This is a genomic window from Microbacterium aureliae (assembly GCF_054780155.1).
In genome coordinates, this window is record NZ_BAAGWW010000003.1 from 59237 (window position 1) to 82424 (window position 23188).

General features: G+C 71.4%; 21 protein-coding genes. 1 reads left to right on the forward strand and 20 read right to left on the reverse strand.

Annotated features, from left to right (window positions below; all coding sequences use genetic code 11):
* The 20 genes from dnaE to ACYVF4_RS12600 all read right to left on the reverse strand — a co-directional run bounded on the left by dnaE (position 1) and on the right by ACYVF4_RS12600 (position 21794).
* Positions 1-3471, reverse strand: a complete 3471-nt coding sequence (dnaE, locus tag ACYVF4_RS12505) for a DNA polymerase III subunit alpha (RefSeq protein ID WP_460723446.1) — start codon at positions 3469-3471, stop codon at positions 1-3.
* Between the two features lie 80 nt (positions 3472-3551).
* The gene (locus tag ACYVF4_RS12510) at positions 3552-4472 is read right to left on the reverse strand and encodes an RluA family pseudouridine synthase (protein ID WP_460723271.1); all 921 of its coding nucleotides are present in this window, start codon (positions 4470-4472) and stop codon (positions 3552-3554) included.
* Positions 4473-4474: 2 nt separating this feature from the next.
* Positions 4475-5032 carry a signal peptidase II gene (gene lspA, locus ACYVF4_RS12515; protein WP_460723273.1) on the reverse strand — a complete coding sequence of 186 codons (558 nt, stop codon included), beginning with the start codon at positions 5030-5032 and terminating at the stop codon, positions 4475-4477.
* A 9-nt stretch (positions 5033-5041) separates the two neighbouring features.
* A complete protein-coding gene (locus tag ACYVF4_RS12520) occupies positions 5042-5623 on the reverse strand; it encodes a DivIVA domain-containing protein (protein ID WP_460723275.1) in 582 nt (193 codons plus the stop codon).
* 122 nt (positions 5624-5745) lie between these two features.
* Positions 5746-6042 carry a YggT family protein gene (locus tag ACYVF4_RS12525; protein ID WP_460723277.1) on the reverse strand — a complete coding sequence of 99 codons (297 nt, stop codon included), beginning with the start codon at positions 6040-6042 and terminating at the stop codon, positions 5746-5748.
* A gap of 3 nt (positions 6043-6045) precedes the next feature.
* The gene (locus tag ACYVF4_RS12530) at positions 6046-6504 is read right to left on the reverse strand and encodes a cell division protein SepF (RefSeq protein WP_460723448.1); all 459 of its coding nucleotides are present in this window, start codon (positions 6502-6504) and stop codon (positions 6046-6048) included.
* Between the two features lie 32 nt (positions 6505-6536).
* Positions 6537-7226 carry a YggS family pyridoxal phosphate-dependent enzyme gene (locus ACYVF4_RS12535; RefSeq protein WP_460723279.1) on the reverse strand — a complete coding sequence of 230 codons (690 nt, stop codon included), beginning with the start codon at positions 7224-7226 and terminating at the stop codon, positions 6537-6539.
* A 25-nt stretch (positions 7227-7251) separates the two neighbouring features.
* Positions 7252-8400 (reverse strand): cell division protein FtsZ, encoded by a 1149-nt coding sequence (ftsZ, locus tag ACYVF4_RS12540; RefSeq protein WP_460723281.1) that lies wholly within the window; start codon positions 8398-8400, stop codon positions 7252-7254.
* 156 nt (positions 8401-8556) lie between these two features.
* Positions 8557-9492 carry a cell division protein FtsQ/DivIB gene (locus tag ACYVF4_RS12545; RefSeq protein WP_460723283.1) on the reverse strand — a complete coding sequence of 312 codons (936 nt, stop codon included), beginning with the start codon at positions 9490-9492 and terminating at the stop codon, positions 8557-8559.
* A gap of 6 nt (positions 9493-9498) precedes the next feature.
* A complete protein-coding gene (gene murC, locus ACYVF4_RS12550) occupies positions 9499-10929 on the reverse strand; it encodes a UDP-N-acetylmuramate--L-alanine ligase (RefSeq protein ID WP_460723285.1) in 1431 nt (476 codons plus the stop codon).
* Positions 10930-10993: 64 nt separating this feature from the next.
* A complete protein-coding gene (locus tag ACYVF4_RS12555) occupies positions 10994-12079 on the reverse strand; it encodes a UDP-N-acetylglucosamine--N-acetylmuramyl-(pentapeptide) pyrophosphoryl-undecaprenol N-acetylglucosamine transferase (RefSeq protein WP_460723287.1) in 1086 nt (361 codons plus the stop codon).
* Complete coding sequence (gene ftsW, locus ACYVF4_RS12560) at positions 12080-13348, reverse strand: putative lipid II flippase FtsW (RefSeq protein ID WP_460723289.1); 1269 nt, start codon at positions 13346-13348, stop codon at positions 12080-12082.
* The gene (murD, locus tag ACYVF4_RS12565; RefSeq protein ID WP_460723291.1) at positions 13302-14849 is read right to left on the reverse strand and encodes a UDP-N-acetylmuramoyl-L-alanine--D-glutamate ligase; all 1548 of its coding nucleotides are present in this window, start codon (positions 14847-14849) and stop codon (positions 13302-13304) included. The genes ftsW and murD overlap by 47 nt, the downstream gene beginning before the upstream one ends.
* Positions 14846-15958, reverse strand: coding sequence for a phospho-N-acetylmuramoyl-pentapeptide-transferase (gene mraY / locus ACYVF4_RS12570; protein WP_460723293.1), 1113 nt, complete (start codon positions 15956-15958; stop codon positions 14846-14848). Before mraY ends, murD begins: the two co-directional genes overlap by 4 nt.
* Positions 15955-17367: a UDP-N-acetylmuramoyl-tripeptide--D-alanyl-D-alanine ligase gene (locus tag ACYVF4_RS12575; protein ID WP_460723295.1), complete on the reverse strand. Its 1413-nt coding sequence runs from the start codon at positions 17365-17367 to the stop codon at positions 15955-15957. The genes mraY and ACYVF4_RS12575 overlap by 4 nt, the downstream gene beginning before the upstream one ends.
* A 25-nt stretch (positions 17368-17392) precedes the next feature.
* Positions 17393-19192, reverse strand: coding sequence for a peptidoglycan D,D-transpeptidase FtsI family protein (locus ACYVF4_RS12580; protein WP_460723297.1), 1800 nt, complete (start codon positions 19190-19192; stop codon positions 17393-17395).
* Positions 19193-19196: 4 nt separating this feature from the next.
* Positions 19197-19772 carry a hypothetical protein gene (locus ACYVF4_RS12585; RefSeq protein ID WP_460723299.1) on the reverse strand — a complete coding sequence of 192 codons (576 nt, stop codon included), beginning with the start codon at positions 19770-19772 and terminating at the stop codon, positions 19197-19199.
* The gene (rsmH, locus tag ACYVF4_RS12590) at positions 19769-20722 is read right to left on the reverse strand and encodes a 16S rRNA (cytosine(1402)-N(4))-methyltransferase RsmH (RefSeq protein WP_460723301.1); all 954 of its coding nucleotides are present in this window, start codon (positions 20720-20722) and stop codon (positions 19769-19771) included. Before rsmH ends, ACYVF4_RS12585 begins: the two co-directional genes overlap by 4 nt.
* 100 nt (positions 20723-20822) lie before the next feature.
* A complete protein-coding gene (gene mraZ, locus ACYVF4_RS12595; RefSeq protein ID WP_460723304.1) occupies positions 20823-21254 on the reverse strand; it encodes a division/cell wall cluster transcriptional repressor MraZ in 432 nt (143 codons plus the stop codon).
* Between the two features lie 168 nt (positions 21255-21422).
* Complete coding sequence (locus ACYVF4_RS12600; RefSeq protein WP_460723306.1) at positions 21423-21794, reverse strand: DUF3040 domain-containing protein; 372 nt, start codon at positions 21792-21794, stop codon at positions 21423-21425.
* A 67-nt stretch (positions 21795-21861) separates the two neighbouring features.
* Between ACYVF4_RS12600 and ACYVF4_RS12605 the strand changes: the two genes are divergently transcribed.
* Positions 21862-22956, forward strand: coding sequence for a polyprenyl synthetase family protein (locus tag ACYVF4_RS12605; protein WP_460723308.1), 1095 nt, complete (start codon positions 21862-21864; stop codon positions 22954-22956).
* Positions 22957-23188: the final 232 nt, after the last annotated feature.

The window sequence follows — 23188 nt, forward strand, 5'->3', positions numbered from 1 at the left end:
TCAGCCCAGGCACTGCGGTCCGAGCAGGCCCTTCAGCTCGCCGTAGAGGTCTGCGGTCACCCGCACCGGCATCGGCACCTCGAAGACCTTCGCGGCCGAGCCGCGGTGCAGCCGGAGGGTCACCTCGGTGTCGCCGCGGTGACGCGAGAGCACCTCGGCGAGCTCGCCGACCACCCGCTCGGTGGCGCGGCTCTCGGGCAGCAACAGGGTCAGCGGACCCGACGTCTCGACGTTGCCGAGGTCGGGGGCGAAGGCCGACTGCGCGTGCAGGTTCATGCCGTCGTCACGGCGCGACACGCGGCCGCGGACGACGAGGATCGAGTCCGCCTGCAGCATCGACGAGAACTCGGTGTAGGTCTTGCCCATGAACATCACGGTGATCTCGCCGTCGAAGTCCTCGACGGTGATCATGCCGTACGGGTTGCCGCTCTGCTTGGCCACGCGGTGCTGGACGCTCGTGACGAGGCCCGCCACGGTGACCTGGTCGCCGTCCTCGACGGTCTCGCTCGCGAGCAGGTCGTGGATGCTGGTGGAGGCGTGCTTGGCCAGGGGGATCTCGAGTCCGGCGAGCGGGTGGTCCGAGACGTAGAGGCCGAGCATCTCGCGCTCGAAGGCGAGCTTGTCCTTCTTCGTCCATTCCGGGCGCGGCGGGACCTTGGGCGGCACCGCCTCTTCGGCTTCGTCGTAGAGGCTGTCGAAGTCGAAGCCGATGGCGCCCTGGGCCTCGTTGCGCTTGCGGTCGACGGCCGCTTCGGTGGCATCCTCGTGCACTTCCAGCAGCGCCCGGCGGGTGTCCCCCATGGAGTCGAAGGCGCCGGCTTTGATGAGCGACTCCAGCGTGCGCTTGTTCGCCACGTGGAGGGGCACTTTGTCGAGGAAGTCGTGGAACGAGGCGAAACCCTGTTCCTGGCGGGCCGCGATGATGCCATCGACGACGTTCGCGCCGACGTTGCGGACCGCGCCCAGGCCGAAGCGGATGTCTTCGCCGACGGCGGCGAAGTAGCGGATGGACTCGCGCACGTCGGGGGGCAGCACGCGAATGCCCATGCGGCGGCACTCGTTGAGGTAGACCGCCATCTTGTCCTTGGAGTCGCCGACGCTCGTCAGCAGCGCCGCCATGTACTCCGCCGGATAGTGCGCCTTGAGGTAGGCCGTCCAGTACGACACCAACCCGTAGGCGGCGGAGTGGGCTTTGTTGAAGGCGTAGTCCGAGAACGGCAGCAGGATGTCCCACAGCGCCTTGATGGCGTCGTCGCCGAAGCCGCGCTCCTTCATGCCGCCCGAGAAGCCCTCGTACTGCTTGTCCAGCTCGGACTTCTTCTTCTTGCCCATCGCGCGGCGCAGGATGTCGGCTTGACCGAGCGAGAAGCCCGCCACCTTCTGCGCGATCGCCATGACCTGCTCCTGATAGATGATCAGGCCGTAGCTGATGTCGAGGATGTCGCGCAGGGGCTCTTCGAGCTCGGGATGGATGGGCGTGACGTCCTGCTGGCCGTTCTTGCGCAGGGCGTAGTTGATGTGCGAGTTCGCCCCCATGGGACCGGGCCGGTACAGGGCGATGACGGCCGAGACGTCTTCGAAGTTGTCGGGCTTCATCAGTCGCAGCAGCGACCGCATCGGCCCGCCGTCGAGCTGGAACACCCCGAGCGTGTCGCCGCGGGCCAGCAGCTCGTACGCGGCCCGGTCATCGAGCTGCAGGTGCTCGAGATCGAGCTCCTCGCCGCGGTTGAGGCGGATGTTGTCGAGCGCGTCCGAGATGATCGTGAGGTTTCGAAGCCCCAGGAAGTCCATCTTGATCAGGCCCAGCGTCTCGCACGACGGGTAGTCGAACTGGGTGACGATCTGGCCGTCCTGCTCGCGGCGCATGATGGGGATGATGTCCAGCAGCGGCTCGCTGGACATGATGACGCCGGCGGCGTGGACGCCCCACTGCCGCTTCAGCCCCTCGAGGCCCAGGGCGCGGTCGAAGACCGTCTTGGCCTCGGGATCGGTGTCGATGAGCGTGCGGAACTCGCTCGCCTCTTTGTAGCGCGGATGCTGGGGGTCGAACATGCCGCTGAGCGCCATGTCCTTGCCCATCACCGCGGGGGGCATGGCCTTGGTCAGGCGCTCCCCCATGCTGAACGGGAAGCCGAGCACGCGGCCGGCGTCCTTGAGGGCCTGCTTGGACTTGATGGTGCCGTACGTGACGATCTGCGCCACGCGCTCGGAGCCGTACTTCTCGGTGACGTAGTCGATGACCTCGCCGCGGCGGCGGTCATCGAAGTCGACGTCGAAGTCGGGCATCGAGACGCGGTCGGGGTTGAGGAAGCGCTCGAAGATCAGGCCGTGCTCGAGCGGGTCGAGATCGGTGATGCGCATCGCGTAGGCGACCATCGAGCCCGCGCCCGACCCGCGGCCGGGGCCCACGCGGATGCCGTTGTCCTTGGCCCAGTTGATGAAGTCGGCGACGACGAGGAAGTAGCCCGGGAACCCCATCTGCAGGATGATGTCGGTCTCGTACTCCGCCTGCTTGCGCACCCGGTCGGGGATCCCGCCCGGGTAGCGGTAGTGCAGGCCCGCCTCGACCTCTTTGACCAGCCAGCTGTCCTCGGTCTCGCCCTCGGGCACCGGGAAGCGGGGCATGTAGTTGGCCGAGGTGTTGAACTCCACCTCGCACCGCTCGGCGATCAGCAGCGTGTTGTCGCACGCCTCGGGGTGATCGCGGAAGATCTGGCGCATCTCCTGCGCGGTCTTGATGTAGTACCCGTCGCCGTCGAACTTGAAGCGGTTGGGGTCGTCGAGGGTCGAGCCGGACTGCACGCACAGCAGGGCGGCGTGCGCGTCGGCCTCGTGCTGATGGGTGTAGTGCGAGTCGTTGGTGGCCACGAGCGGGATGCCGAGGTCCTTCGACAGGCGGATGAGGTCGGTCATGACGCGGCGCTCGATGGACAGGCCGTGGTCCATGATCTCGGCGAAGTAGTTCTCTTTGCCGAAGATGTCCTGCAGCTCCGCCGCCGCGGCCCGCGCGGCGTCGTACTGGCCGAGCCGCAGGCGGGTCTGCACCTCGCCCGACGGGCACCCCGTCGTGGCGATGAGCCCCTTGCCGTAGGTCTCGAGCAGCTCGCGGTCCATGCGGGGCTTGAAGTAGTAGCCCTCGATGCTGGACAGCGAGCTGAGCCGGAACAGGTTGTGCATGCCCTCGGTGCTCTGGCTCCACATCGTCATGTGGGTGTAGGCGCCCGCGCCCGAGACGTCGTCGCTCTTCTGCTCGGGGCTGCCCCACGCCACGCGCGACTTGTCGCTGCGGTGCGTGCCGGGGGTCACGTAGGCCTCGAGGCCGATGATCGGCTTCACGCCCGCGGCCTTGGCCGCGTTGTAGAACTCGAAGGCGGCGAAGGTGTTGCCGTGGTCGGTGACGGCGATCGCCGGCATCCCGTAATCGGCCGCAGCCTGGGTCATCGCGCCGATCTTGGCCGCGCCGTCGAGCATCGAGTACTCGCTGTGCACGTGCAGGTGAACGAAGGAGTCTGATGCCACCCGTCGAGTCTACGAAAGGCCGGCGACATCGCTCAGCCGGCGCGCAGCACCTCGAGCGCGTGGGCGAGATCGGCGGGGTACTCCGAGGTGAAGGTGACCCACTCCCCCGTGGCGGGATGGGTGAACGAGAGCTCGCGGGCGTGCAGCCACTGCCGCGTGAGCCCGAGGCGCGCGGACAGCGTCGGGTCGGCGCCGTACAGCGGATCCCCGACGCACGGATGCCGGTGGGCGGCCATGTGGACGCGGATCTGGTGGGTGCGCCCCGTCTCGAGGTGGATCTCGAGCAGCGACGCGCGCGGGAACGCCTCTAGCGTCTCGTAGTGGGTGACGGAGTCCTTGCCGTCGGGGATGACGGCGAACTTCCACGAATGCGACGGATGCCGGCCGATGGGCGCGTCGATCGTGCCGGCGAGCGGGTCGGGGTGGCCCTGGACCACCGCGTGGTAGATCTTCTCGACCTCGCGCGCCTTGAAGGCGTGCTTGAGCGCGGCGTAGGCGCTCTCGGTCTTGGCGACGACCATGAGCCCGCTGGTGCCGACGTCCAGGCGGTGCACGACGCCCTGCCGCTCGGCGGCGCCGGTCGTGGCGATGCGGAAGCCGGCCGCCGCCAGCGCGCCGAGGACCGTCGGGCCCTCCCAGCCGAGCGAGGGGTGGGCGGCCACGCCGCTGGGCTTGTCGACCACCACGATGTCGTCGTCGTCGTGCACGACGCCGAGGTCGGGCACGGCGACCGGCACCACCTCGGGACCGGACTTCGGCTGCCACGACACCTCGAGCCACGCCCCGCCGCGGAGCTTGTCGGACTTGGTCAGGTCGCGGCCGTCCTGCCGGACGCCGCCGGCGTCGGCGACGTCGGCGGCGAAGGTGCGCGAGAAGCCCAGCATCTTCGCCAGCGCGGCGTCGACGCGCGTGCCGTCCAGGCCGTCGGGGACGGGCAGGCTGCGGTGCTCCACGGTCAGTCCCGCTCGGCGGCCGCGTCCGTCGCCGCCGGCTCCGCGCGTCGCTCCCGCGATCCGTCGAAGCCGATACCGATGAGGACCAGGAGCGAGACCCCGATCATCATCGTGACGATGAAGATGTCGGCGACGTTGTAGATCGCCGGCATCATCCAGGGCGTGTTGATGAAGTCCACGACGTGGCCGACGGGAAAACCCGGCGCGCGCAGCAGGCGATCGGTGAGGTTGCCCAGCACGCCGCCGAGCAGCAGCCCGAGCGCGACCGCCCACAGGCGCGAGCGCACGCGGGTCGCGGCCAGCCACACGATCACCACGGCGACCGCAGCAAGGGCGAGCGTGAAGATCCACGTGACCTCTTCGCCGAGCGAGAAGGCGGCGCCGGGGTTGCGCACGAGGTAGAAGATCAGGAACTCGCCGATGATGGGGACCGGCTCCTCGGAGGGCAGTCCCTGGATGGCGAGATGCTTGGTGAACTGGTCGGCGGCCAGCACCGTCACCGCGAGGATCGCGATGAGGATGCTGGCCGCCGCCCGATGCAGGGGGTTCCGGCCCGTCAAGGACCGGCCTTACAGACCGATGGCCGAGACCGGCGTGGCGCCCGAGGAGGTGCCGGTGGTCTCGAGGTCGCGGAGCTTGCCCTCGATGTAGCTGCGCAGCTGCGCCCGGTAGTCGCGCTCGAAGTTGCGCAGCTCCGAGATGCGGGTCTCGAGGTTGGTGCGCTCGCGCTCGAGGCGGGCGACCTCTTCGCGGCCGCGGCTCTCGGCGTCCGAGATGATCGACGCGGCCTGCGCCTTGGCGTCGGCGATGAGCTGGTCGCGCTGCGCGCGGCCCTCGGCGACGTGCTCGTCGTGCAGGCGCTGGGCGAGCTCGATGATGCCGGCGCTGGCGGCGGGGGCTGCGGCGTCGGTGGCGGGCGCCTCGGCGACGGGGGCCGGAGCGGGAGCTGCGGCCGTGGGGGCGGCGGCGGGGGTCTCGCCGGACTCGTACGCGGCGAGCTTCGCCTTCAGCTCCTCGTTCTCGGCCAGGGCCTTGCGCCACTCGACGACGATCTCGTCGAGGAAGTCGTCCACCTCGTCGGGGTCGAAGCCCTCCTTGAACCGGACGTGCTGGAACTGCTTGGTGACGACGTCATCGGGGGTCAATGCCATGGTGATTCCTCTTTCGGGCGCTCAGGGGGCTGGCCGATGTCGGGGGGCGACCGCGTCGGCGGGCGCCTCGTATCTGGAAAGCATAGTCGGGGGTCAGGGGCGTGTCGAAGACGCCGCGGCGATCAGGCGAGGGCGCGCGTGATGCTGAGCAGGATGAACACCAGCAGCATCGTCAGCGCGAAGCCGAAGTCGATCGCGATCGCGCCGACGCGCAGCGGCGGGATGAACCGCCGGAAGAACTTGATGGGAGGGTCCGTCACCGTGTACACGACCTCGGCGGCGACGAGGCCGGCCCCGCGGGGCCGCCATTCCCGGTTGAACAGCGGCACCCACTCGAGCACGAGGCGTGCGAACAGCACGAAGACGTAGATGAGTAGCGCGAAATTGAGTATCGACGCGATGAGTCGGATGATGTCCACGTTCTAATGCTGGACGAACGGGACCGCTTCGGGGTCGGCGTGGGCGACGGCGCCGTCGCCCGAGACGGCGACGTTCTCGGGCGAGAGCAGGAACACCTTGCTGGTGACGCGCTCGATGCGGCCGTAGAGGCCGAGCGACAGACCGCTGGCGAAGTCGATCAGACGCCGCGCGTCGGCATCCGACATCTGCGACAGGTTGATGATGACCGGCACGCCGTCGCGGAAGTTCTCGGCGATGACCTGCGCGTCGCGGTACTGCTTGGGGTGGACGGTGAGGATCTCGCTGATGGCGCTGGGCGCGGGCTGGCGGACGACGGTGGGGCGATGCAGGGGGGTCACGGGCGCTGCCTTCTCGACGGTCTTCTCCTTGCGGACGGACTGCTGGGGCGCGGGCTCCTCGTAGACCTCTTCCTCGTCGGCGAGGCCCAGGTACACCATGGTCTTCTTGAGCGGGTTCGACATCGCATCCTCCGGTCTGCTCATCTGTTCCGAGGCTAACGGCGCTCGGGCCGCGGGCCTGTGATTGCCGAGCCGATCCGCAGGTGTGTCGCACCCGCCGCGATCGCCTCGGCGTAGTCGGCGGACATGCCCGCCGAGATCCAGTCGGCGCCCGGCTCGACCGTGCGCAGCCGCTCGGCGCACTCGGCCAGCCGGGCGAACGCCGACGCGGGCGGCTCGTCCAGCGGCGCGACGGCCATGACCCCCCGCAGCCGCAGCCCGGCGGCGCCGGCGACGTGCTCGGCGAGGGCCTCGACCCCGGCCGGTGCGACGCCGCCGCGGGCCGGGTCGTCGGTGAGGTTCACCTGCACCAGGACGTCCAGCGGCGGGTCTGCGGCATCCCCCGCCTTGGCGAGGGCGTCGACCAGCCGGCCTCGGTCGACCGAGTGCACGACGGATGCCGCCTGCCTGACGGCGCGCGCCTTCTTGGTCTGGACCTGGCCGACGAAGTGCCAGCGCAGCCCCTCGGGGCGGCCGAGCTCGGCGACCTTCTCGGTGAGCTCCTGCTGGCGGTTCTCGCCGACGTCGCGCACACCCAGCTCCACGAGGTCCCGCAGGAGCGAGACCGGGTGGAACTTCGTCACGACGATGCGCGTGATCGTCGCGGGGTCGCGCCCCGCGGCACGCGCAGCGCCCGCGATGGACGCGTCGACCTCGTCGAGACGGGCGGCGAGTTCGGCGTCCACGCGGGCGTGCGCTCCTGCTTCGGGATTACTTCAGGAAGTCGGGGATGTCGAGGTCGTCGTCGCCGAACGCGGAGTCGTAGCTGGACTCCAGCGGCGCGCCGACGCTCACTCGCTCGGGCTCGGCCTCGACGCGCGGCTCGCGCGCGGCGTCCTCGGCCGGGGTCGCGGGGATCACCGGCGGGGCGATCACGCGCGAGGTCGTCACCGGGTCGATGCGCAGCGACGGCTCGCCGCCGTCGAAGCCGGCCGCGATGACGGTGACGCGCACCTCGTCGCCGAGGGTGTCGTCGATGACCGTGCCGAAGATGATGTTCGCCTCGGGGTGGGCCGCTTCCTTCACCAGCTGCGCGGCGTCGTTGATCTCGAAGATGCCGAGGTTGGATCCGCCCTGGATCGACAGCAGCACGCCGTGCGCACCCTCGATCGAGGCCTCCAGCAGGGGCGACTCGACGGCGAGCTCGGCCGCCTTGATCGCTCGGTCCGCACCGCGGGCCGAGCCGATGCCCATGAGGGCCGACCCCGCTCCCTGCATGACGGATTTCACGTCCGCGAAGTCGAGGTTGATCAGCCCCGGAGTGGTGATGAGGTCGGTGATGCCCTGCACACCGGCGAGGAGCACCTGGTCGGCCGTGGCGAAGGCCTCGACCATCGAGATGCCGCGGTCGCTGATCTCGAGCAGGCGGTCGTTCGGCACCACGATGAGGGTGTCGACCTCTTCCTTCAGCCGCGCCACGCCGGCCTCGGCCTGGCTCTGCCGGCGACGGCCCTCGAACGAGAACGGCTTGGTGACGACACCGATGGTGAGCGCGCCGATCGACTTGGCGATCTTGGCGACGACGGGCGCGCCGCCGGTGCCGGTGCCGCCGCCTTCGCCGGCGGTGACGAAGACCATGTCCGCGCCGCGCAGGGCCTCTTCGATCTCTTCGGTGTGGTCCTCGGCGGCACGACGGCCGACCTCGGGGTCCGCGCCCGCACCCAGGCCGCGCGTGAGCTCGCGGCCCACGTCGAGCTTGACGTCGGCGTCGCTCATCAGCAGCGCCTGCGCATCGGTGTTGATCGCGATGAACTCCACCCCGCGCAGACCCAGGTCGATCATGCGGTTGACGGCGTTGACTCCGCCGCCACCCACGCCGACCACCTTGATCACGGCGAGGTAGTTCTGGTTCTGGCTCATGCCGGCCTCCGTCTTCCCGAACCTGAAACCTTCAACCTCTACTAGAGGTATAAAGAATTGCTCGGTATGCAATTCCTGGATTGAAGGTATGCGGACCGGGGGCGGCGGCACGCCAGGCCGTGGGCGTGTCGCGACATCGAATGTGCGAGGTCGTCGTCAGCGCACGACGACGGCGTCCGGCGAGGACACGTCGTACACGCTGACGTCCTCGGGAGCGCGCGCGGCCATCGTCGTCTCGAGGACGAGGGCCTTCATCGCCGACTCCTCGGCACTCCCCCACACCACCCGGGTGCGGGTCTGGCCGAGGGTGAGGGTGACGTCGTCGGCGGTCGAGGCAGACACCTCGGTGACGCGGCCGCGGATGCTCTCGGGAAGGGCGCGCATCACCTGCCCCACCGCCTCGAAGGCGGCCGAGGACCGGCCGCCGGCGATGTCGAGCAGGGGTCTGCCGGGCGCCGGCTGCTGGCTGGTCGAGAGGGCCACGCCGGCGGCGTCGACGAGGGTGTAGCCCGCCGCCGAGCGGAACAGGCCGATGGGCGTGCGCTCCACGATGCGCACGACGAGCTCGTGCGGCGGCCGGGCCTCGAGGGTGTAGGACTCCACGAGCGGGAAGGCCACGAGCGCGGCCTTCACCTCGCTCTCGTCCACGCGCGGGAGCGGCGTCCCCCGCTGCCCCGCCAGCGCCTGCTCGACGGCGGCCGCGTCGAGTTCGCGCGCGCCGACGACGGTGATCTGCTCGACGGCGAACAGCGGGCTGTACGCCGCCCCCAGCGTGCCCAGGATGAGGAGCACGAGGGATGCCCCGACCCCGGCCCACAGCATCCGTCGCCGTCGCTGGCGGCCGGTGAAGCGGCGGATCTCGCCCCGCAGGGCACGCCGGCGCGCCCGCGCCGCCTGCCACACCGCCAGGATCCCGACGTCGGAGCCGGGCGTCGCGGGTGAGGCGTCCGCTGCCGCGCCGGGGGTCTCGCGGTCGTGGTCGCCGGGAGCGTCGAGCGGGATGACCGGCGCGAGATCCTCGTCCTCGGACGGGTCGGGCGGGGGCACCGCCGCCTTGCCGCTCGGCGGCGGGAGCGGGCTCGGACGGCGCATCGGCCGCTACGCCCCGGCGGCCGGAGCGTCGCCGGGGGCGCCGGCGGGCTGGGCGAGGGCGTCGAGCACCTGCGGGATGATCAGGTTGACGTTGCCGCAGCCGAGCGTGATGACGTAGTCGCCGGGGCGGGCGACGGCCGCGGTGTAGTCCGCCGCGGCCTGCCAGTCGGCGACGAAGTGCACGTGGGACGGGTCCTGGAACGCGCCGCTGACGAGCTCGCCGGTGACACCGGGAACCGGGTCCTCGCGGGCGCCGTAGACGTCGAGGACGACGGTGTGGTCGGCGTGCTGCTCCAGCACCTCGGCGAACTCGCGGAACATCTCCTGGGTGCGCGAGTACGTGTGGGGCTGGTGCAGGGCGATGATGCGTCCCTCGCCCACGACGGTGCGTGCGGCCGACAGCGCCGCGGCCACCTCGGTGGGGTGGTGGGCGTAGTCGTCGTACACGCTGACCCCGCGCTCCACGCCGTGCAGCTCGAAACGGCGGACGGTGCCGGCGAAGCCCTCGACGGCGCGGACGGCGTCGGCCAGGGACTGCCCGAGGGTGAGCAGGACCGCGACGGCGCCGGCGGCGTTGACGGCGTTGTGACGGCCGGGCACGGGCAGCCGCGCCTCGACGGTCCGGCCGCCGTGCGAGATCGTGAACGCCACGGGACCGTCGGTGACGATGTCCCCCACCCGGACGTCGGCGTCCGCAGCCTCGCCGAAGGTGACCACGTTCGGGTGGGTGACCGATCGCGCGACGCGCAGCGCGCCCGGGTCGTCCGACGAGATGACGACCGCCTCGCGGGCCTCGTTCGCGAAGCGGGCGAACGCGTCGTAGAACGCCTCGCGGGTGCCCCAGTGATCCAGGTGGTCGGGGTCGACGTTGGTGATGAGGGCCACCGAGGTGTCGTACAGCAAAAACGTGCCGTCGGACTCGTCGGCCTCGATGACGAAGAGCTCGTCCGAGCCGGTTCCGCTCGAGGTCCCGAGCTGGGCGATGACGCCGCCGTTGACGAACGTGGGGTCCTGCCCGAGATCTCGCAGCGCGGTGACGATCATGCCGGTCGAGGTCGTCTTGCCGTGGGCGCCGGCGACCGACACCAGGCGGCGTCCGCCGATCAGCCAGTGCAGCGCCTGCGAACGGTGGATGACGTGCAGCCCGCGCTGCTTGGCCAGGACGAACTCGGGGTTCTCGGGCCAGATGGCGCCGGTGTGCACGACGGTGTCGGCGTCGTCCGGCAGGTTCGCCGCGTCGTGCCCGACGTGGACGTCGGCGCCGAGGGCGGCGAGGGCCTGCAGACCCGGGCTGTCGGCGCGGTCGGATCCCGAGACGCGGATGCCGCGCTCGAGGAACATCCGCGCCAGTCCCGACATGCCCGATCCGCCGATGCCGATGAAGTGGGCGGCGGTGATGTCGTCCGGAATGGGGAGGGAGAGGTCGGGTCTGATCATGACCCGTCAATCCTAGATCGGCCCCCGCGCGCGGCGACTCCGGCGCGCTGACCCGGGCCGCGTCTCAGCGGGCGAGGGCGTGGTCGATCATCGCCAGCAGGTTCTCGGAGCCCGAGCGGGTGCCCACCCTTGCGGCGGCGGCCTGCATCTCGCGGCGGCGGTCGGCGTCGGCCAGCAGCGGCAGCACGTCGGCGCGCACGCGGTCGCCGGTGAAACCGGCATCCGGGATCAGGATCGCCGCGCCCGCCCGCACGGCCGCGGCGGCGTTGAGCGCCTGCTCGCCGTTGCCGACCGCGTACGGGACGTAGACGGCGGGGATGCCGAGGGCGCTGATCTCGGAGACGGTCGCCGCCCCCGCGCGCGAGACGATGAGGTCGGCCAGGGCGAAGGCGAGATCCATGCGGTCGACGTAGCGCCGGACGGCGTACCCGGGGACGCCGGGATCGGCGAGCTCGGAGCGCTCCCCCGTGACGTGGACGAGCTGCCACCCGGCGTCGAGGACGTCGCGCCACGCCGCGCCGTGCCCCTCGCCGAACGCCTCGTTCAGGCGCTGCGCCCCCAGGGACCCGCCGAAGACGAGGAGCGTGGGCCGGGCGGGGTCGAGCCCGAAGTGCGCGGCGGCCTCGGCGCGACGCGCGTCGCGGTCGAGCGTCACGATCTCGCGGCGCAGCGGCATGCCCACCATGTGCCCGCGCGCGAGCCGCGTGCCGGGGAAGGCGACGCCGACGCCGGCGGCGCGACGCGCCCCGAGCACGTTGGCGAGGCCCGGCTTGGCGTTGGCCTCGTGGACGACGAACGGGATGCGGGCACGCGAGGCCGCGACGTACGCCGGCGCGGCCGCGTACCCGCCGAAGCCGACGACGATGTCCACGCCGCGCTCGCGGATGTGGGCGCGGACCTGGGCGATCGCCCGCTGGAACCGCGCGGGGAAGGCCGCCGCCGCGCGATCGGGCCGTCGCGGGAACGGGACCTTGTCGACGAAGAGCAGCTCGTAGCCGCGCTCGGGCACGAGCCGTGCCTCGAGGCCCTCACGCGTCCCGAGCACCAGCACCCGGGCCTCGGGGTCGCGGGCGCGCAGGGCGTCGGCGATCGCGAGCAGCGGGTTCACGTGTCCGGCGGTCCCGCCGCCGGCCAGGAGGTACGTCGTCACTCAGGCGAGGTTACCGGGTCGCCGCCGCGTCGTCGCCGGAGCGGCCGTCGCCGGAGCGCGCATCGCCGGGACGCGCACGGGCAGCGAGCGGGCGAAGGCCAGCAGCACGCCGCACGCGACCAGCACCGACAGCAGCGCCGTGCCGCCCTGCGACATGAACGGCAGCGGCACGCCCAGCACCGGGAAGACCCGCAGGACCACGCCGATGTTGATGAGCGCCTGGCCGACGATCCAGATCGTGATGGCCCCGGCGACGATGCGCACGAAGGGGTCGTCGGTCTTGCGGATGACGTGGAAGGCGCCGACGGCGAAGAGGGCGAACAGCGCCAGCACGACGATGGCGCCGATGAGGCCGAGCTCCTCGCCGACGATGGCGAAGATGTAGTCGTTGGCGGCGGCGGGCAGCCAGTCGTACTTCTCCTTGGAGTTGCCCAGGCCCAGGCCGAAGATCCCGCCGCCGGCGAGCCCCCAGATGCCGTGCAGCGGCTGGTAGCAGTCGCCGTAGTAGTCGGCGAGGCAGTCGGCGTTGAGGAAGCTCATGATGCGCCGCATGCGGTCGGTGCTGGTGACGGCGAGCACGCCGACGGCGCCGATCACCAGCAGCGCCGGCAGGGCGAACAGGCGCAGCCGCACGCCCGAGAAGAACAGCGCCCCCAGGACGATGAGGAAGAGCACCATCGCGGTGCCGAGGTCGTGGCCGGCCAGGACCGTCGCGATCACGAGCCCCGCCACCGGCACCACGGGGATGAACACGTGCTGCCACTTGGTCAGCAGGCTGCGCTTGCGGAACATCACGAACCCGAGCCACAGCGCGAGCGAGAGCTTGAGGAACTCGGCCGGCTGGGCCTGCAGCCCGCCGATCATGATCCAGTTGCGGTTTCCGTAGGCCGAGACGCCCAGCGGCGTGAACACCAGCAGCTGGAAGATCACCGTGCCGATGAGGACCGGCCACGCCATCCGCTTGTAGAAGCGCACCGGCAGGCGGCTGGCGATGAACATGATCGGGATGCCGAGCACGGCGAACACGCCCTGCTTGACCATCGCGTCCCACGGCGCCTCGCCCGCGGCGGTCGAGGTGGCCGTCGTCGCCGACAGCACCATCACCAGGCCGAAGCCGGTCAGCAGCAGCGCCGTCGAGGCGATGAGCAGGAACTCGCTGGGCACGGGCGCGAACACGCGCCCCAGCGACACGCGGGCGGCGAGCCCGCGCCGGTCCCCGTCGTCAGCGGGGGCCGGGCCCGGACGGGTCGGCGGGTGCGTCGTGGTCACCGCGTCCCCTTCCGATGCGTTCCCTCACCGCGGCGGCGAAGCGCCGGCCGCGGTCGGCGTAGGACGAGAACTGGTCGAACGACGCCGCGGCGGGGGCGAGCAGCACGACGTCCCCGTCACGGGCGACCCCGGCCGCGAGCTCGACGACCTGCGCCATGACCTGTTCAGTCTCGACGGCGTCGACCTCGAACACCGGCACCGCCGGCGCGTGTCGTGAGAACGCGGCGACGACGGCCGCGCGGTCCTCGCCGAGCACGATGGCCGCGCGCACGCCCGCGCCGCGCTCGGCGACGAGGGGGGCGATGTCGACGCCCTTCAGCAGCCCGCCCACGACCCACACCGCGCCGGGGTAGGCGGCGAGCGAGGACGCGGCGGCGTGCGGGTTGGTGGCCTTGGAGTCGTCCACCCACGTGACGCCCTGGTGCCGGGCGACGACCTCGATCCGGTGCGGGTCGAGCCGGAATCCGCGTAGCGCATCCCGGATCGCCGCCGGCGTGACGTCGAGCGAGCGGGCGAGGGCGGCGGCGGCGAGGATGTTCGCGGCGATGTGCGGGGCCGAAAGGCCCCGCTCCGCCAGCTCGTCGACGGTGGTGAGCTCGAGCGCGCTGGTGCGGCGGTCCTCGAGGAAGGCGCGATCGACGAGGATGCCGTCGACGACGCCGAGGTCGCTCGGCCCGGGAACTCCCAGGTCGAACCCGATCGCACGGGCGCCCTCGACGACGTCGGCGTCCTCGACCATCGCGCGGGTCGCGGCATCCGCCTTGTTGTAGACGCACGCCACGCGCGTGTTGTCGTAGACGTGGGCCTTGGCGTCGCGGTAGGCGTCGAACGAGCCGTGCCACTCCAGGTGGTCGTCGGCGAGGTTGAGGCACACGCTCGCGTGCGGCGAGACCGGCTCGGGTCCGCTCTGCCGGCCGAGGTACCACAGCTGGTGGCTCGAGAGCTCGACGACCAGCGCGTCGAAGCCCTCGGGGTCGCGGACGGCGTCGAGCACGGGCGTGCCGATGTTGCCGACGGGGGCGGCGCGCAGGCCGCCGGCGACCAGCATCGTCGCGGCCAGGCGCGTCGTGGTCGTCTTGCCGTTCGTGCCGGTGATCAGCAGCCACTCGGCGGGCGTGCCGTCGGGGCGCACGACCTTGTCGCGCACGCGCCAGGCCAGCTCCACGTCGCCCCACAGGGCGGTGCCGCGCTCGAGCGTCCATTCGACGAGCGGATGCCGGGGCGCGAAGCCCGGCGAGGCGATGACGACCTCGGGGTCGAAGTCCGCAAGCTCGCCCGGCACCGTCGAGAGGTCCCCGGTCCACAGCCGCGCGCCGATGACCGGCAGCAGCCGCTCGTACTCCTCGTCGGCCTTCTCGGTGACGACGAGGACCTCGGCGCCGAGCTCGGTGAGTGTGTCGGCGACGGCGAACCCGGTGACCGAGAGCCCGAGGACGGCCACCCGCAGGCCCGTCCAGTCGGCGTGCCAGCTGGTGAGGGCGTCCAGGCGATCGGCGCTCATGTGGCGATGAGCCATTCGACGTAGAAGAAGCCGATGCCCGAGACTGCCAGCAGTCCCGCGATGATCCACATGCGCACGACGATGGTGATCTCCTGCCAGCCGCGCATCTCGAGGTGGTGGTGCAGCGGGCTCATCAGGAACAGGCGCTTGCCGCGCGTGAGCTTGAAGTACAGCCGCTGCAGGATGACCGAGCCTGAGGCGATGACGTAGACGCCGGCGACGAGGACCATGAGCAGCTCGGTGCGGGTGAGGATCGCCATCGAGGCGAGCACGCCGCCGATCGCCATCGAGCCGACGTCGCCCATGAAGACCTTGGCCTTGGGCGCGTTCCACCACAGGAATCCGACGAGCGCGCCGACGAACGCGGCCGACACGATGGCGAGGTCGAACGGGTCGCGCACGGCGTAGCAGGCGGGCTGGACCCCCGAGGCCAGTGCCTCGATGCCCCAGCACGCCTGGTTGAACTGCCAGAACGCGATCAGGCTGTAGGCGCCGACGACGAAGATGCCGGCGCCGGCGGCGAGCCCGTCCAGGCCGTCGGTGACGTTGACCGAGTTGGACGAGGCGACGCCGATGAACGAGATCCACGTCATGTACAGGATCCAGCCGATGACGGGGCCGAGCGCCATGAACGACAGCATCGGCACGTCGCGGAAGATCGAGATGTAGGGCGAGGCGGGGGTCTGGTCCCATGCGTTGGGGAAGTTCAGCGCGACGATCGCGAACGGCACGGCGACGAGCACCTGGCCGACGATCTTGCGCCACCCCGACAGGCCGAGGCTTCGCTGGGAGCGCACCTTCATGTAGTCGTCGACGAAGCCCACGGCGCCGAAACCGACCATCATCCACACCACGAGCCAGCCCGAGATCGTGGGCGGGTTGTTGCCGGTGTACGCGCCGACGAGGTAGCCCACGATGGTGCCGGCGATGAAGATCGTGCCGCCCATCGTCGGGGTGCCGCGCTTGGCGCCGTGCGACGGGTTGTGGATGTTCTCGGGCGTGCGGATCACCTGCCCCCAGCCCCACGCGCGGAACAGGCGCAGGAACACCGGGGTGAGGAAGAGCGTGAAGGCCAGCGAGATCGCCGCCGCGGTCAGAAGGGATCTCACGAGAAGGATTCTCCCAGACGATCGCCGAGGAACCGCAGGCCCGCGGAGTTGGAGGATTTCACCAGCACGCGGTCACCGTCGCGCAGTTCGGTCATGAGGTAGTCGTAGGCCTCGTCGGCGGTGGCGAAGAACACCGCCTCGCCGTCCCAGGACCCCTGGGCGACGGCTTCGAGGAACATGCGGCGGGCGTCGGCGCCGATGATGACGATCCGCTGGATGCCCAGGCGCACCGCCAGCAGGCCGACGCGGTCGTGCTCGTCTTCGGAGTGCTCGCCGAGCTCGCTCATCGCCCCGAGCACCGCGACGGTGCGCTCCCCCGGCCCGGTGATCTGGGCGAGGGTGCGCAGGGCTGCCGCCATCGAGTCGGGGCTGGCGTTGTACGCGTCGTTGATGATCCGCACGCGTTCCGAGCCGAGGGGCTGCATGCGCCAGCGCTCGGCGATCTGCACGGTCTCCAGACGCCGGATGCAGTCCTCCAGCGTCACCCCGAGCGCCGTGGCCGTCGCGATGGCGGCGAGAGCGTTCATGACGTGGTGCTCGCCGAGCACGTTCAGCCGCAGCGGCACGGATTTCCCGTCGGCGGTCACCGTGCACGTGGTGCCGGCGGCGGTGACCTCGACGTCGTCGGCGCGGACCTCGGCGTCGGGGCCGCGCCCGAACCAGCGGACGCCGGCGCCGCGCTCGGCGGCGATGGCGGCCATCGTGGCCACGCGGGCGTCATCGGCGTTGAGGACGGCGAGACCGCCGCGGCGGACGGCGTGGATGAGCTCGGACTTGGCCTTGAGCGTCGCCTCGATGCCGCCGAAGCCGCCGGCGTGGGCCATCCCGACCATGAGCACGACGCCGACGTCGGGGGTCACGAGGTTCGCCAGGTGGGCGATGGCGCCGGGGGCGCTCGCGCCGAACTCGCTGACGAGGTAGCGGGTGTCCGCGGCGACGCGCAGCATCGTCAGCGGAGCGCCGACCTCGTTGTTGAACGACGCGCGGGGCGAGACCGTGGGTCCCTCGTCCTCGAGGATCCGCGCGAGCATGTTCTTCGTGGTGGTCTTGCCGTTGGATCCGGTGATGCCGACGACCTTCAGTCGACCGCCTTCGCGCACGCGGGCGACGACCTCGCGGGCGAGGTCGGCCAGCGCGGTCACCGCGTCGGGGACGACGACCTGGCTGACGGCCGCCTCGAGCGGCCGCTCGACGATGGCGAGAGCGGCCCCCGCCTCGACCGCGGCGGGGACGAAGTGGTGCCCGTCGGTGGTCTCGCCGGGCTTGGCGACGAAGATGTCGCCGGGGCCGACGAGGCGCGAGTCGGTGTCGACGGTGCCGGACACGACGGTGTCGGGCGTGTCGCCGGCCGCGAGGCGGAGCTCGCCGCCGATGGCGTGGGCGATCTGGGTCAGGGTGAGGACGATCATGGTGTCTCCGGCCGGGTCTGAGCGCTCACCCGAACTTGGGGAGCTTCTCGGGTGCCGACGTCGCCGGCATCACCCGGTACGTCTTCAGCACCTGGGTCATCGCCTGCTGGAACGCGGTCGCATTGGCCGCTGACGACTTTACCTTCGTCGGCTCGTCGAGCGTGACGACGACGAGGTACTCGGGGTCGTCGGCGGGGGCGAATCCGATCATGGTGGTGTAGTACGCGCCGGACTTGTACCCGCCCTGCCCGTTGGCCTTCTCGCCCGTCCCCGTCTTGCCCGCGACGCGGTAGCCGGGGATCTTGACGGCGTCGGCGTACAGCGCCTGCAGGAAGACGTTCTCGAGGATGCCGCGCATCTGCGTCGAGGTCTTCTCGCTGATGACGCGCTCGGGCTCAGGCAGCTCCGGCTGGACGACGGTGCCGTCCGCGCGCGTGCAGGACTCCACGAGCGAGAGGGGCATGCGCACGCCGCCGTTGGCGATCGCGGCGTAGGCGCCGGCGAGCTCGGGCATCGTCGTGGTGAGGCCCTGGCCGTACGAGGTGTTGTAGCTGGTCTGGGCGTCCCAGTTCTCGGCGGGGTAGACGAGCCCCGACTGCTCGCCCTGGAAGTCCACGGCGCTGCCGTCGCCGATGCCGAACTTCTTGAAGTACTCGTACCGGGTCTTCGGACTCACCTTCTCGCTGAACTTCGAGATGCCCGCGTTGGAGGAGTCGATCAGGACGCCTGCCAGGGTGTACTCGAACGCCGGGTGCACGAACGAGTCGCGCACGCGCGCGCCGTTGGCGAAGGTCTCGCTGCTCGAGGCGGTGACGGTGGTGCGCAGGGTCGCGCCCCCGGCATCCAGCACGGTCGCCGCCGTGAGCGCCTTGAAGGTCGAGCCGGGCTCGAACCACCCGCCGAAGATGCGGCTGCCGCGGTCGTCGGGGTCGCTGGCGGTGACGTCGTTGGGGTCGACCGTGGGGTACTCGGCCGCCGCGCGGATCTTGCCGGTCGCCGTCTCGACGACGAGGATCGCGCCGCTCTGCGCGCGCATCGCCTGCGACTGCTCGGCGATGAGCTGCTGCATGTACCACTGGAGGTCGCGGTTGATCGTCAGCTCCAGCGTGCCGCCGTCCTTCGCACCCTCGCGCACCTCGGTGCCGGGGATGACGACGCCGTCCTTGCCGCGCTGGTAGGACACCCTGCCGTCGGTGGCGGCCAGGCACGAGTCCTGGGTGAGCTCCAGCCCGGCGAGGGCCCCTTCCGACCCCATGTAGCCCACGAGGTTGCCGCCGACCGCGCCGTCGGGGTACGTGCGGGCGGGATGCTGGTCGAAGGTCAGGTACGGGGCGCCGATGGCGGCGAGGTCCCGGTACTGCTCGGTGGTCAGTCCGCGGTCGAGGTAGGCGAACTGGGACCGCTCGTCGGCGGCGAGCGCGTCCGAGACGGCGCGGCGGATCGAGGCGGCCTGCTGTCCGGTGATCTCGGCCATCTCGGCCGCCGCCTGCGCCCACGGCACGCGCTCGGGCTCGCCGTCCTCGCCCTCGCGGACGAAGCCGCCCTTCTCCTCGTAGCCGGTGATGTTGAGCGGGTCCAGCACGCCGTCGTACATCAGGACGCTGCCGGCGAGGGTCTGGCCGGTCTCGTCGACGATCGCGCCGCGCGTGCCGTAGACCGTGCGGGATCCGGCGAGGGCGTGCGACATCGAGTCGTCGATGTGCTCGCGGGCGTTCACGACCTGTATGTCGACCAGGCGCACGATGAAGCCCGCGAGGATCGCGAGCACGACGGCGAGGGCGACGACGGTGCGGCGGCGGGGGCTTCGGGTGCTGGCCGACGTCATGGGATCAGTGTGTGCTGGGGGTGGGCAGTCCGTCGGTCAAGGGCACCGGTGTGTCGAGTGTCGGGTCCACCGCGGTGCCCGCGCCGGCGGGGCCGCCGACGCTCGCGCCGGGGTCGGTGACGAGGGGCGTCTGCGCGATGAGGGCGTTGGGCACCGAGCCCCGCCCGAGGGCGTTGACGGATGCCGCGGCCTCGGCCGCGCCGGAGCTGCCGAGGATCTTGCCGTCGCTGAGCCGCAGGTAGCTGGGCGACTCGTCGATCACCATTCCGAGGGCCGTGGCGTTCGCGGCGAGGTACTGGGGCGAGCTGAGGCCCGCGACCTCGTCGTAGAGGATCTGCGCCTGCCAGTCCAGTTCGCGCTGCTGCTGGTTCAGGGCCGACATCTCGTACGAGGTCTGGGTGGTGAGGATCGACAGCGTCATCTGGGCCGCGGCGATGGCGACGGCGCCGACGACCGCGACGATGCCGTAGGCCAGGCGGGGGCGACGCCGCGGGCGGGGCGCTTCGACGACCTGCAGGCGGCGGGCCGGAGCGGCCTGACGCCGGGGCGCGGGCGCGGTCGCGATGGCCGTGATGCTCATGAGCTCTCCCTCACTCGCTCGGCGGCGCGCAGCCGCACAGGGGTGGCGCGCGGGTTGCGCGCGCGTTCGTCGTCGGTGGCCAGCTCGGCGCCCTTGACCAGCAGGCGGAACCGGGGCGCGTGCTCGGGCAGCTCGACCGGCAGGCCGGCCGGTGCGGTCGAGGCCGAGGCCTCGGCGAAGGCCCGCTTGACCAGGCGGTCCTCGAGGGACTGGTAGGACAGCACCACGATGCGCCCGCCCACGGCGAGGATGTCCAGCGCCGCCGGCACGGCCCGCTCGAGCACCGACAGCTCGCGGTTGACCTCGATGCGCAGCGCCTGGAATACGCGCTTGGCGGGGTGACCCGACCGCTGCGCAGCGTAGGGGGTCGCGGCGACGAGGATCTCGACGAGGCGTCCGGACCGCTCGATCGGCTCCTGCGCGCGGGCGGCGATGATGGCCCGGGCGTAGCGCCCCGCGAGCTTCTCTTCGCCGTAGCGCTCGAAGATGCGGCGCAGGTCGCCCTCGCCGTAGGTCGCGAGGATGTCGGCGGCGGTCGTGCCCGCCGACTGGTCCATGCGCATGTCCAGCGGCGCGTCCTGGGCGTAGGCGAAGCCGCGGTCGGCGACGTCGAGCTGCAGCGACGAGACGCCGAGATCGAACAGGATGCCGTCGGCCCGGGCGAAGCCGGCGCCGGTGACGGCCTCGGCAATGCCGTCGTACACGGTGTGGACGAGCGTCACGCGCCCCTCGAAGCGGGCCAGCCGCTCCCCCGCGATGCGCAGGGCGTCCTGGTCGCGGTCGAGGCCGACGAGGTGGGCCTCGGGGAAGCGCTCGAGCAGCGCCTCGGAGTGCCCGCCCATGCCGAGGGTGGCGTCGACGAAGACCGCGCCGGGGCGTTCCAGTGCGGGGGCGAGCAGCTCGACGCAGCGCTCGAGCATGACGGGGGTGTGGATGTCGCGGAGGCTCATGATGCTTCGGGGTGTCCCTCGGTCCTGATCCCCATCCGCTCTGACCTGGCGCCGGGGAAGTGCGTCAGGGCGGGAGCGGCTGGGAGTCAGGATCGAGGGCTCAGAACAGGCCCGGGATCACCTCCTGCTCCAGCTCGGCGTAGGTCTCTTCGTTGCTCTCGGCGTAGGCGTTCCACGCGTCGGCGTTCCAGATCTCGGCGTGCGCGCCGACGCCGGTCACGACCAGCTCCTTCTCGAGGCCGGCGTACGCACGCAGCGGCGCGGGGATCGTGATGCGGTTCTGGCTGTCCGGCTTCTCGGCGCTGGCACCCGAGAGGAACATGCGCAAGAAGTCGCGGGCCTGCTTGTTGGCCAGCGGCGCTTCGCGGATGCGCTCGTGCACGCGCTCGAACTCCGCGGTGCTGAAGACGTAGAGGCAGCGGTCCTGGCCGCGGGTGACGACCACGCCGCCGGCCAGATCGTCGCGGAACTTCGAGGGCAGGATGACGCGGCCCTTCTCGTCGAGCTTGGGAGTGTGCGTACCGAGCAGCATGTGCGGGCCACCCCATCCCTCGCGTCCCCCGACGGCATGCCGCCACTTTACTCCACTTTCCTCCACTTTGACACCCCTGGCGAGGCATTTCCTCCCCGCGGGCTCCCCCGGGCACAAAAAAAGCACCGACCCGGAGGTCGGTGCTTGACGGTGGTGGAGGGAAGCGGGTCAGCGCTCTTCTTGGCGGCGATCCCAGCGGTCGTTCATGCGGTCCATGAAAGAGGAGCGGGATGCCGGGCGACCGGCCGGCGCGGCCGACGAGGTCGGAACGGCCTTGAGCGACCCACGCGTGGGGGTGACGGCGAAGACGACGCCGCCGAGCATGACGACGAAGCCGATCACCCCGACCACGATGAGCGGGATCGAGACGCCGACGAGCAGCCCGCCGAGCCCCAGCAGCACGAGGATCGTGCCGTAGACGATGTTGCGATAGCTCAGGCTGCGGCCGTCTCTGGGCGCGGTGACGACATCGGCGTCGTTGTGCATGAGATGGCGTTCCATCTCATCGAGCAGGCGCTGCTCCTGTTCGGAGAGTGGCATGCGTCCCCCTCAGAGTCCTCGGATATCGCACGATTCTACGCGTGCGTCTGATCACTAGGCTAGGCCCGTGCACCCCTCCCCTGCCCCGATTCGAGCGATTTCCCAGCGACTGGACACCTTCATCGAGGCGCAGCGCACGCACGTCGCCGAGCTCGGCGCCGAGGCGCGTCTGATCGTCGATGCCGGGGCGCTCGCGCTCAGCGGGGGCAAGCGCCTGCGCGGCCGGTTCTGCCTCGCCGGCTGGCGCGCGGTCGCGGGCGCGGTGCGACCCCGTGCCGAGCCGGACGAGACCGCGATCACCGCCGCGGCCGCCCTCGAGGTGTTCCACGCCGCCGCCCTCGTGCACGACGACCTCATCGACAACTCCGACACCCGGCGCGGGCGTCCGGCCGCGCACCGCGCTCTGGAGTCCGCCCACCGGGATGCCGGCTGGACCGGGGACGCGGCGGCGTTCGGGCGATCGGGCGCGATCCTGCTCGGCGACCTGCTCGTGGCCTGGAGCGCCGACCTCTTCGACGAGGCGCTGGCCGCGGCATCCGTCGGAGTGACCCCTGCCGCCCGCGCGGAGTACACCGTCATGCGGCGCGAGGTCACGATCGGGCAGTTCCTGGACATCGCCGAGGAGTCGGCGTTCGTGACCGAGCCCGACGAACGGCACGCCGAGCGCGCGCTGCGCGTGGCCTCGCTGAAGTCCGCCCGCTACAGCGTGCAGCAGCCGCTCGCGATCGGCGCGGCCCTCGCGGGCGCCGACGCGGAGCAGGCGGCGGCGCTCGCCCGGTTCGGGCATCCGCTCGGGATGGCCTTCCAGCTGCGCGACGACGTGCTGGGCGTGTTCGGCGACGAGAGCCAGACCGGCAAGCCCTCGGGCGACGACCTGCGCGAGGGCAAGCGCACGGTGCTCATCGCCTACGCGCGGGAGTCGCTGTCACCCTCGGCCCGCCGCGTGATGGACGAGCTGCTCGGCGACCCGACGCTGGATGCCGGGCAGGTCGCCGCCCTGCAGCGCACGATCGTCGACAGCGGCGCGCTCGAGCGCGTCGAGCAGCTGATCGGCGACTACGCGCGCGACGCGCATCGCGCGCTCGCCGGCGCGCGGCTGGAGAACACCGCGGTCGGCCAGCTGCGCGATCTGCTGCGCGAGGCCACCGAGCGGGTCACCTGAGCGGGCGACCCCGCCGAGCGCCCGGCGCCCGCAAGCGCGCGCATCGGTCACCGGAGCGGACGAGCGCGGCGGCAACGCGCCAGCGGGCAAGCCTGGAGATGACCGCGTTCGTCGTCATCCCCAGCGGAAACCGCGGATGCCGTCAACACGCCCACCGCCCGCCCGACGCAGATGACCGCATTCGTCGTCATCCCCAGCGGAAACCGCGGATGCCGTCAACATGCCCACCGCC

Bases quoted from the DNA above. Each gene is read 5' to 3' on its own strand.
- ftsZ (WP_460723281.1), bottom strand. From the start codon at position 8,400: ATGAGCCAGAACCAGAACTACCTCGCCGTGATCAAGGTGGTCGGCGTG.
- ACYVF4_RS12545 (WP_460723283.1), bottom strand. From the start codon at position 9,492: ATGCGCCGTCCGAGCCCGCTCCCGCCGCCGAGCGGCAAGGCGGCGGTG.
- ACYVF4_RS12520 (WP_460723275.1), bottom strand. From the start codon at position 5,623: ATGGCATTGACCCCCGATGACGTCGTCACCAAGCAGTTCCAGCACGTC.
- dnaE (WP_460723446.1), bottom strand. From the start codon at position 3,471: ATGCTCGACGGCGCGGCCAAGATCGGCGCGATGACCCAGGCTGCGGCC.
- ACYVF4_RS12600 (WP_460723306.1), bottom strand. From the start codon at position 21,794: ATGCCACTCTCCGAACAGGAGCAGCGCCTGCTCGATGAGATGGAACGC.
- mraZ (WP_460723304.1), bottom strand. From the start codon at position 21,254: ATGCTGCTCGGTACGCACACTCCCAAGCTCGACGAGAAGGGCCGCGTC.
- murC (WP_460723285.1), bottom strand. From the start codon at position 10,929: ATGATCAGACCCGACCTCTCCCTCCCCATTCCGGACGACATCACCGCC.
- rsmH (WP_460723301.1), bottom strand. From the start codon at position 20,722: ATGAGCCTCCGCGACATCCACACCCCCGTCATGCTCGAGCGCTGCGTC.
- ACYVF4_RS12580 (WP_460723297.1), bottom strand. From the start codon at position 19,192: ATGACGTCGGCCAGCACCCGAAGCCCCCGCCGCCGCACCGTCGTCGCC.
- ACYVF4_RS12530 (WP_460723448.1), bottom strand. From the start codon at position 6,504: ATGTCGAACCCGCTCAAGAAGACCATGGTGTACCTGGGCCTCGCCGAC.
- ACYVF4_RS12575 (WP_460723295.1), bottom strand. From the start codon at position 17,367: ATGATCGTCCTCACCCTGACCCAGATCGCCCACGCCATCGGCGGCGAG.
- murD (WP_460723291.1), bottom strand. From the start codon at position 14,849: ATGAGCGCCGATCGCCTGGACGCCCTCACCAGCTGGCACGCCGACTGG.
- ACYVF4_RS12585 (WP_460723299.1), bottom strand. From the start codon at position 19,772: ATGAGCATCACGGCCATCGCGACCGCGCCCGCGCCCCGGCGTCAGGCC.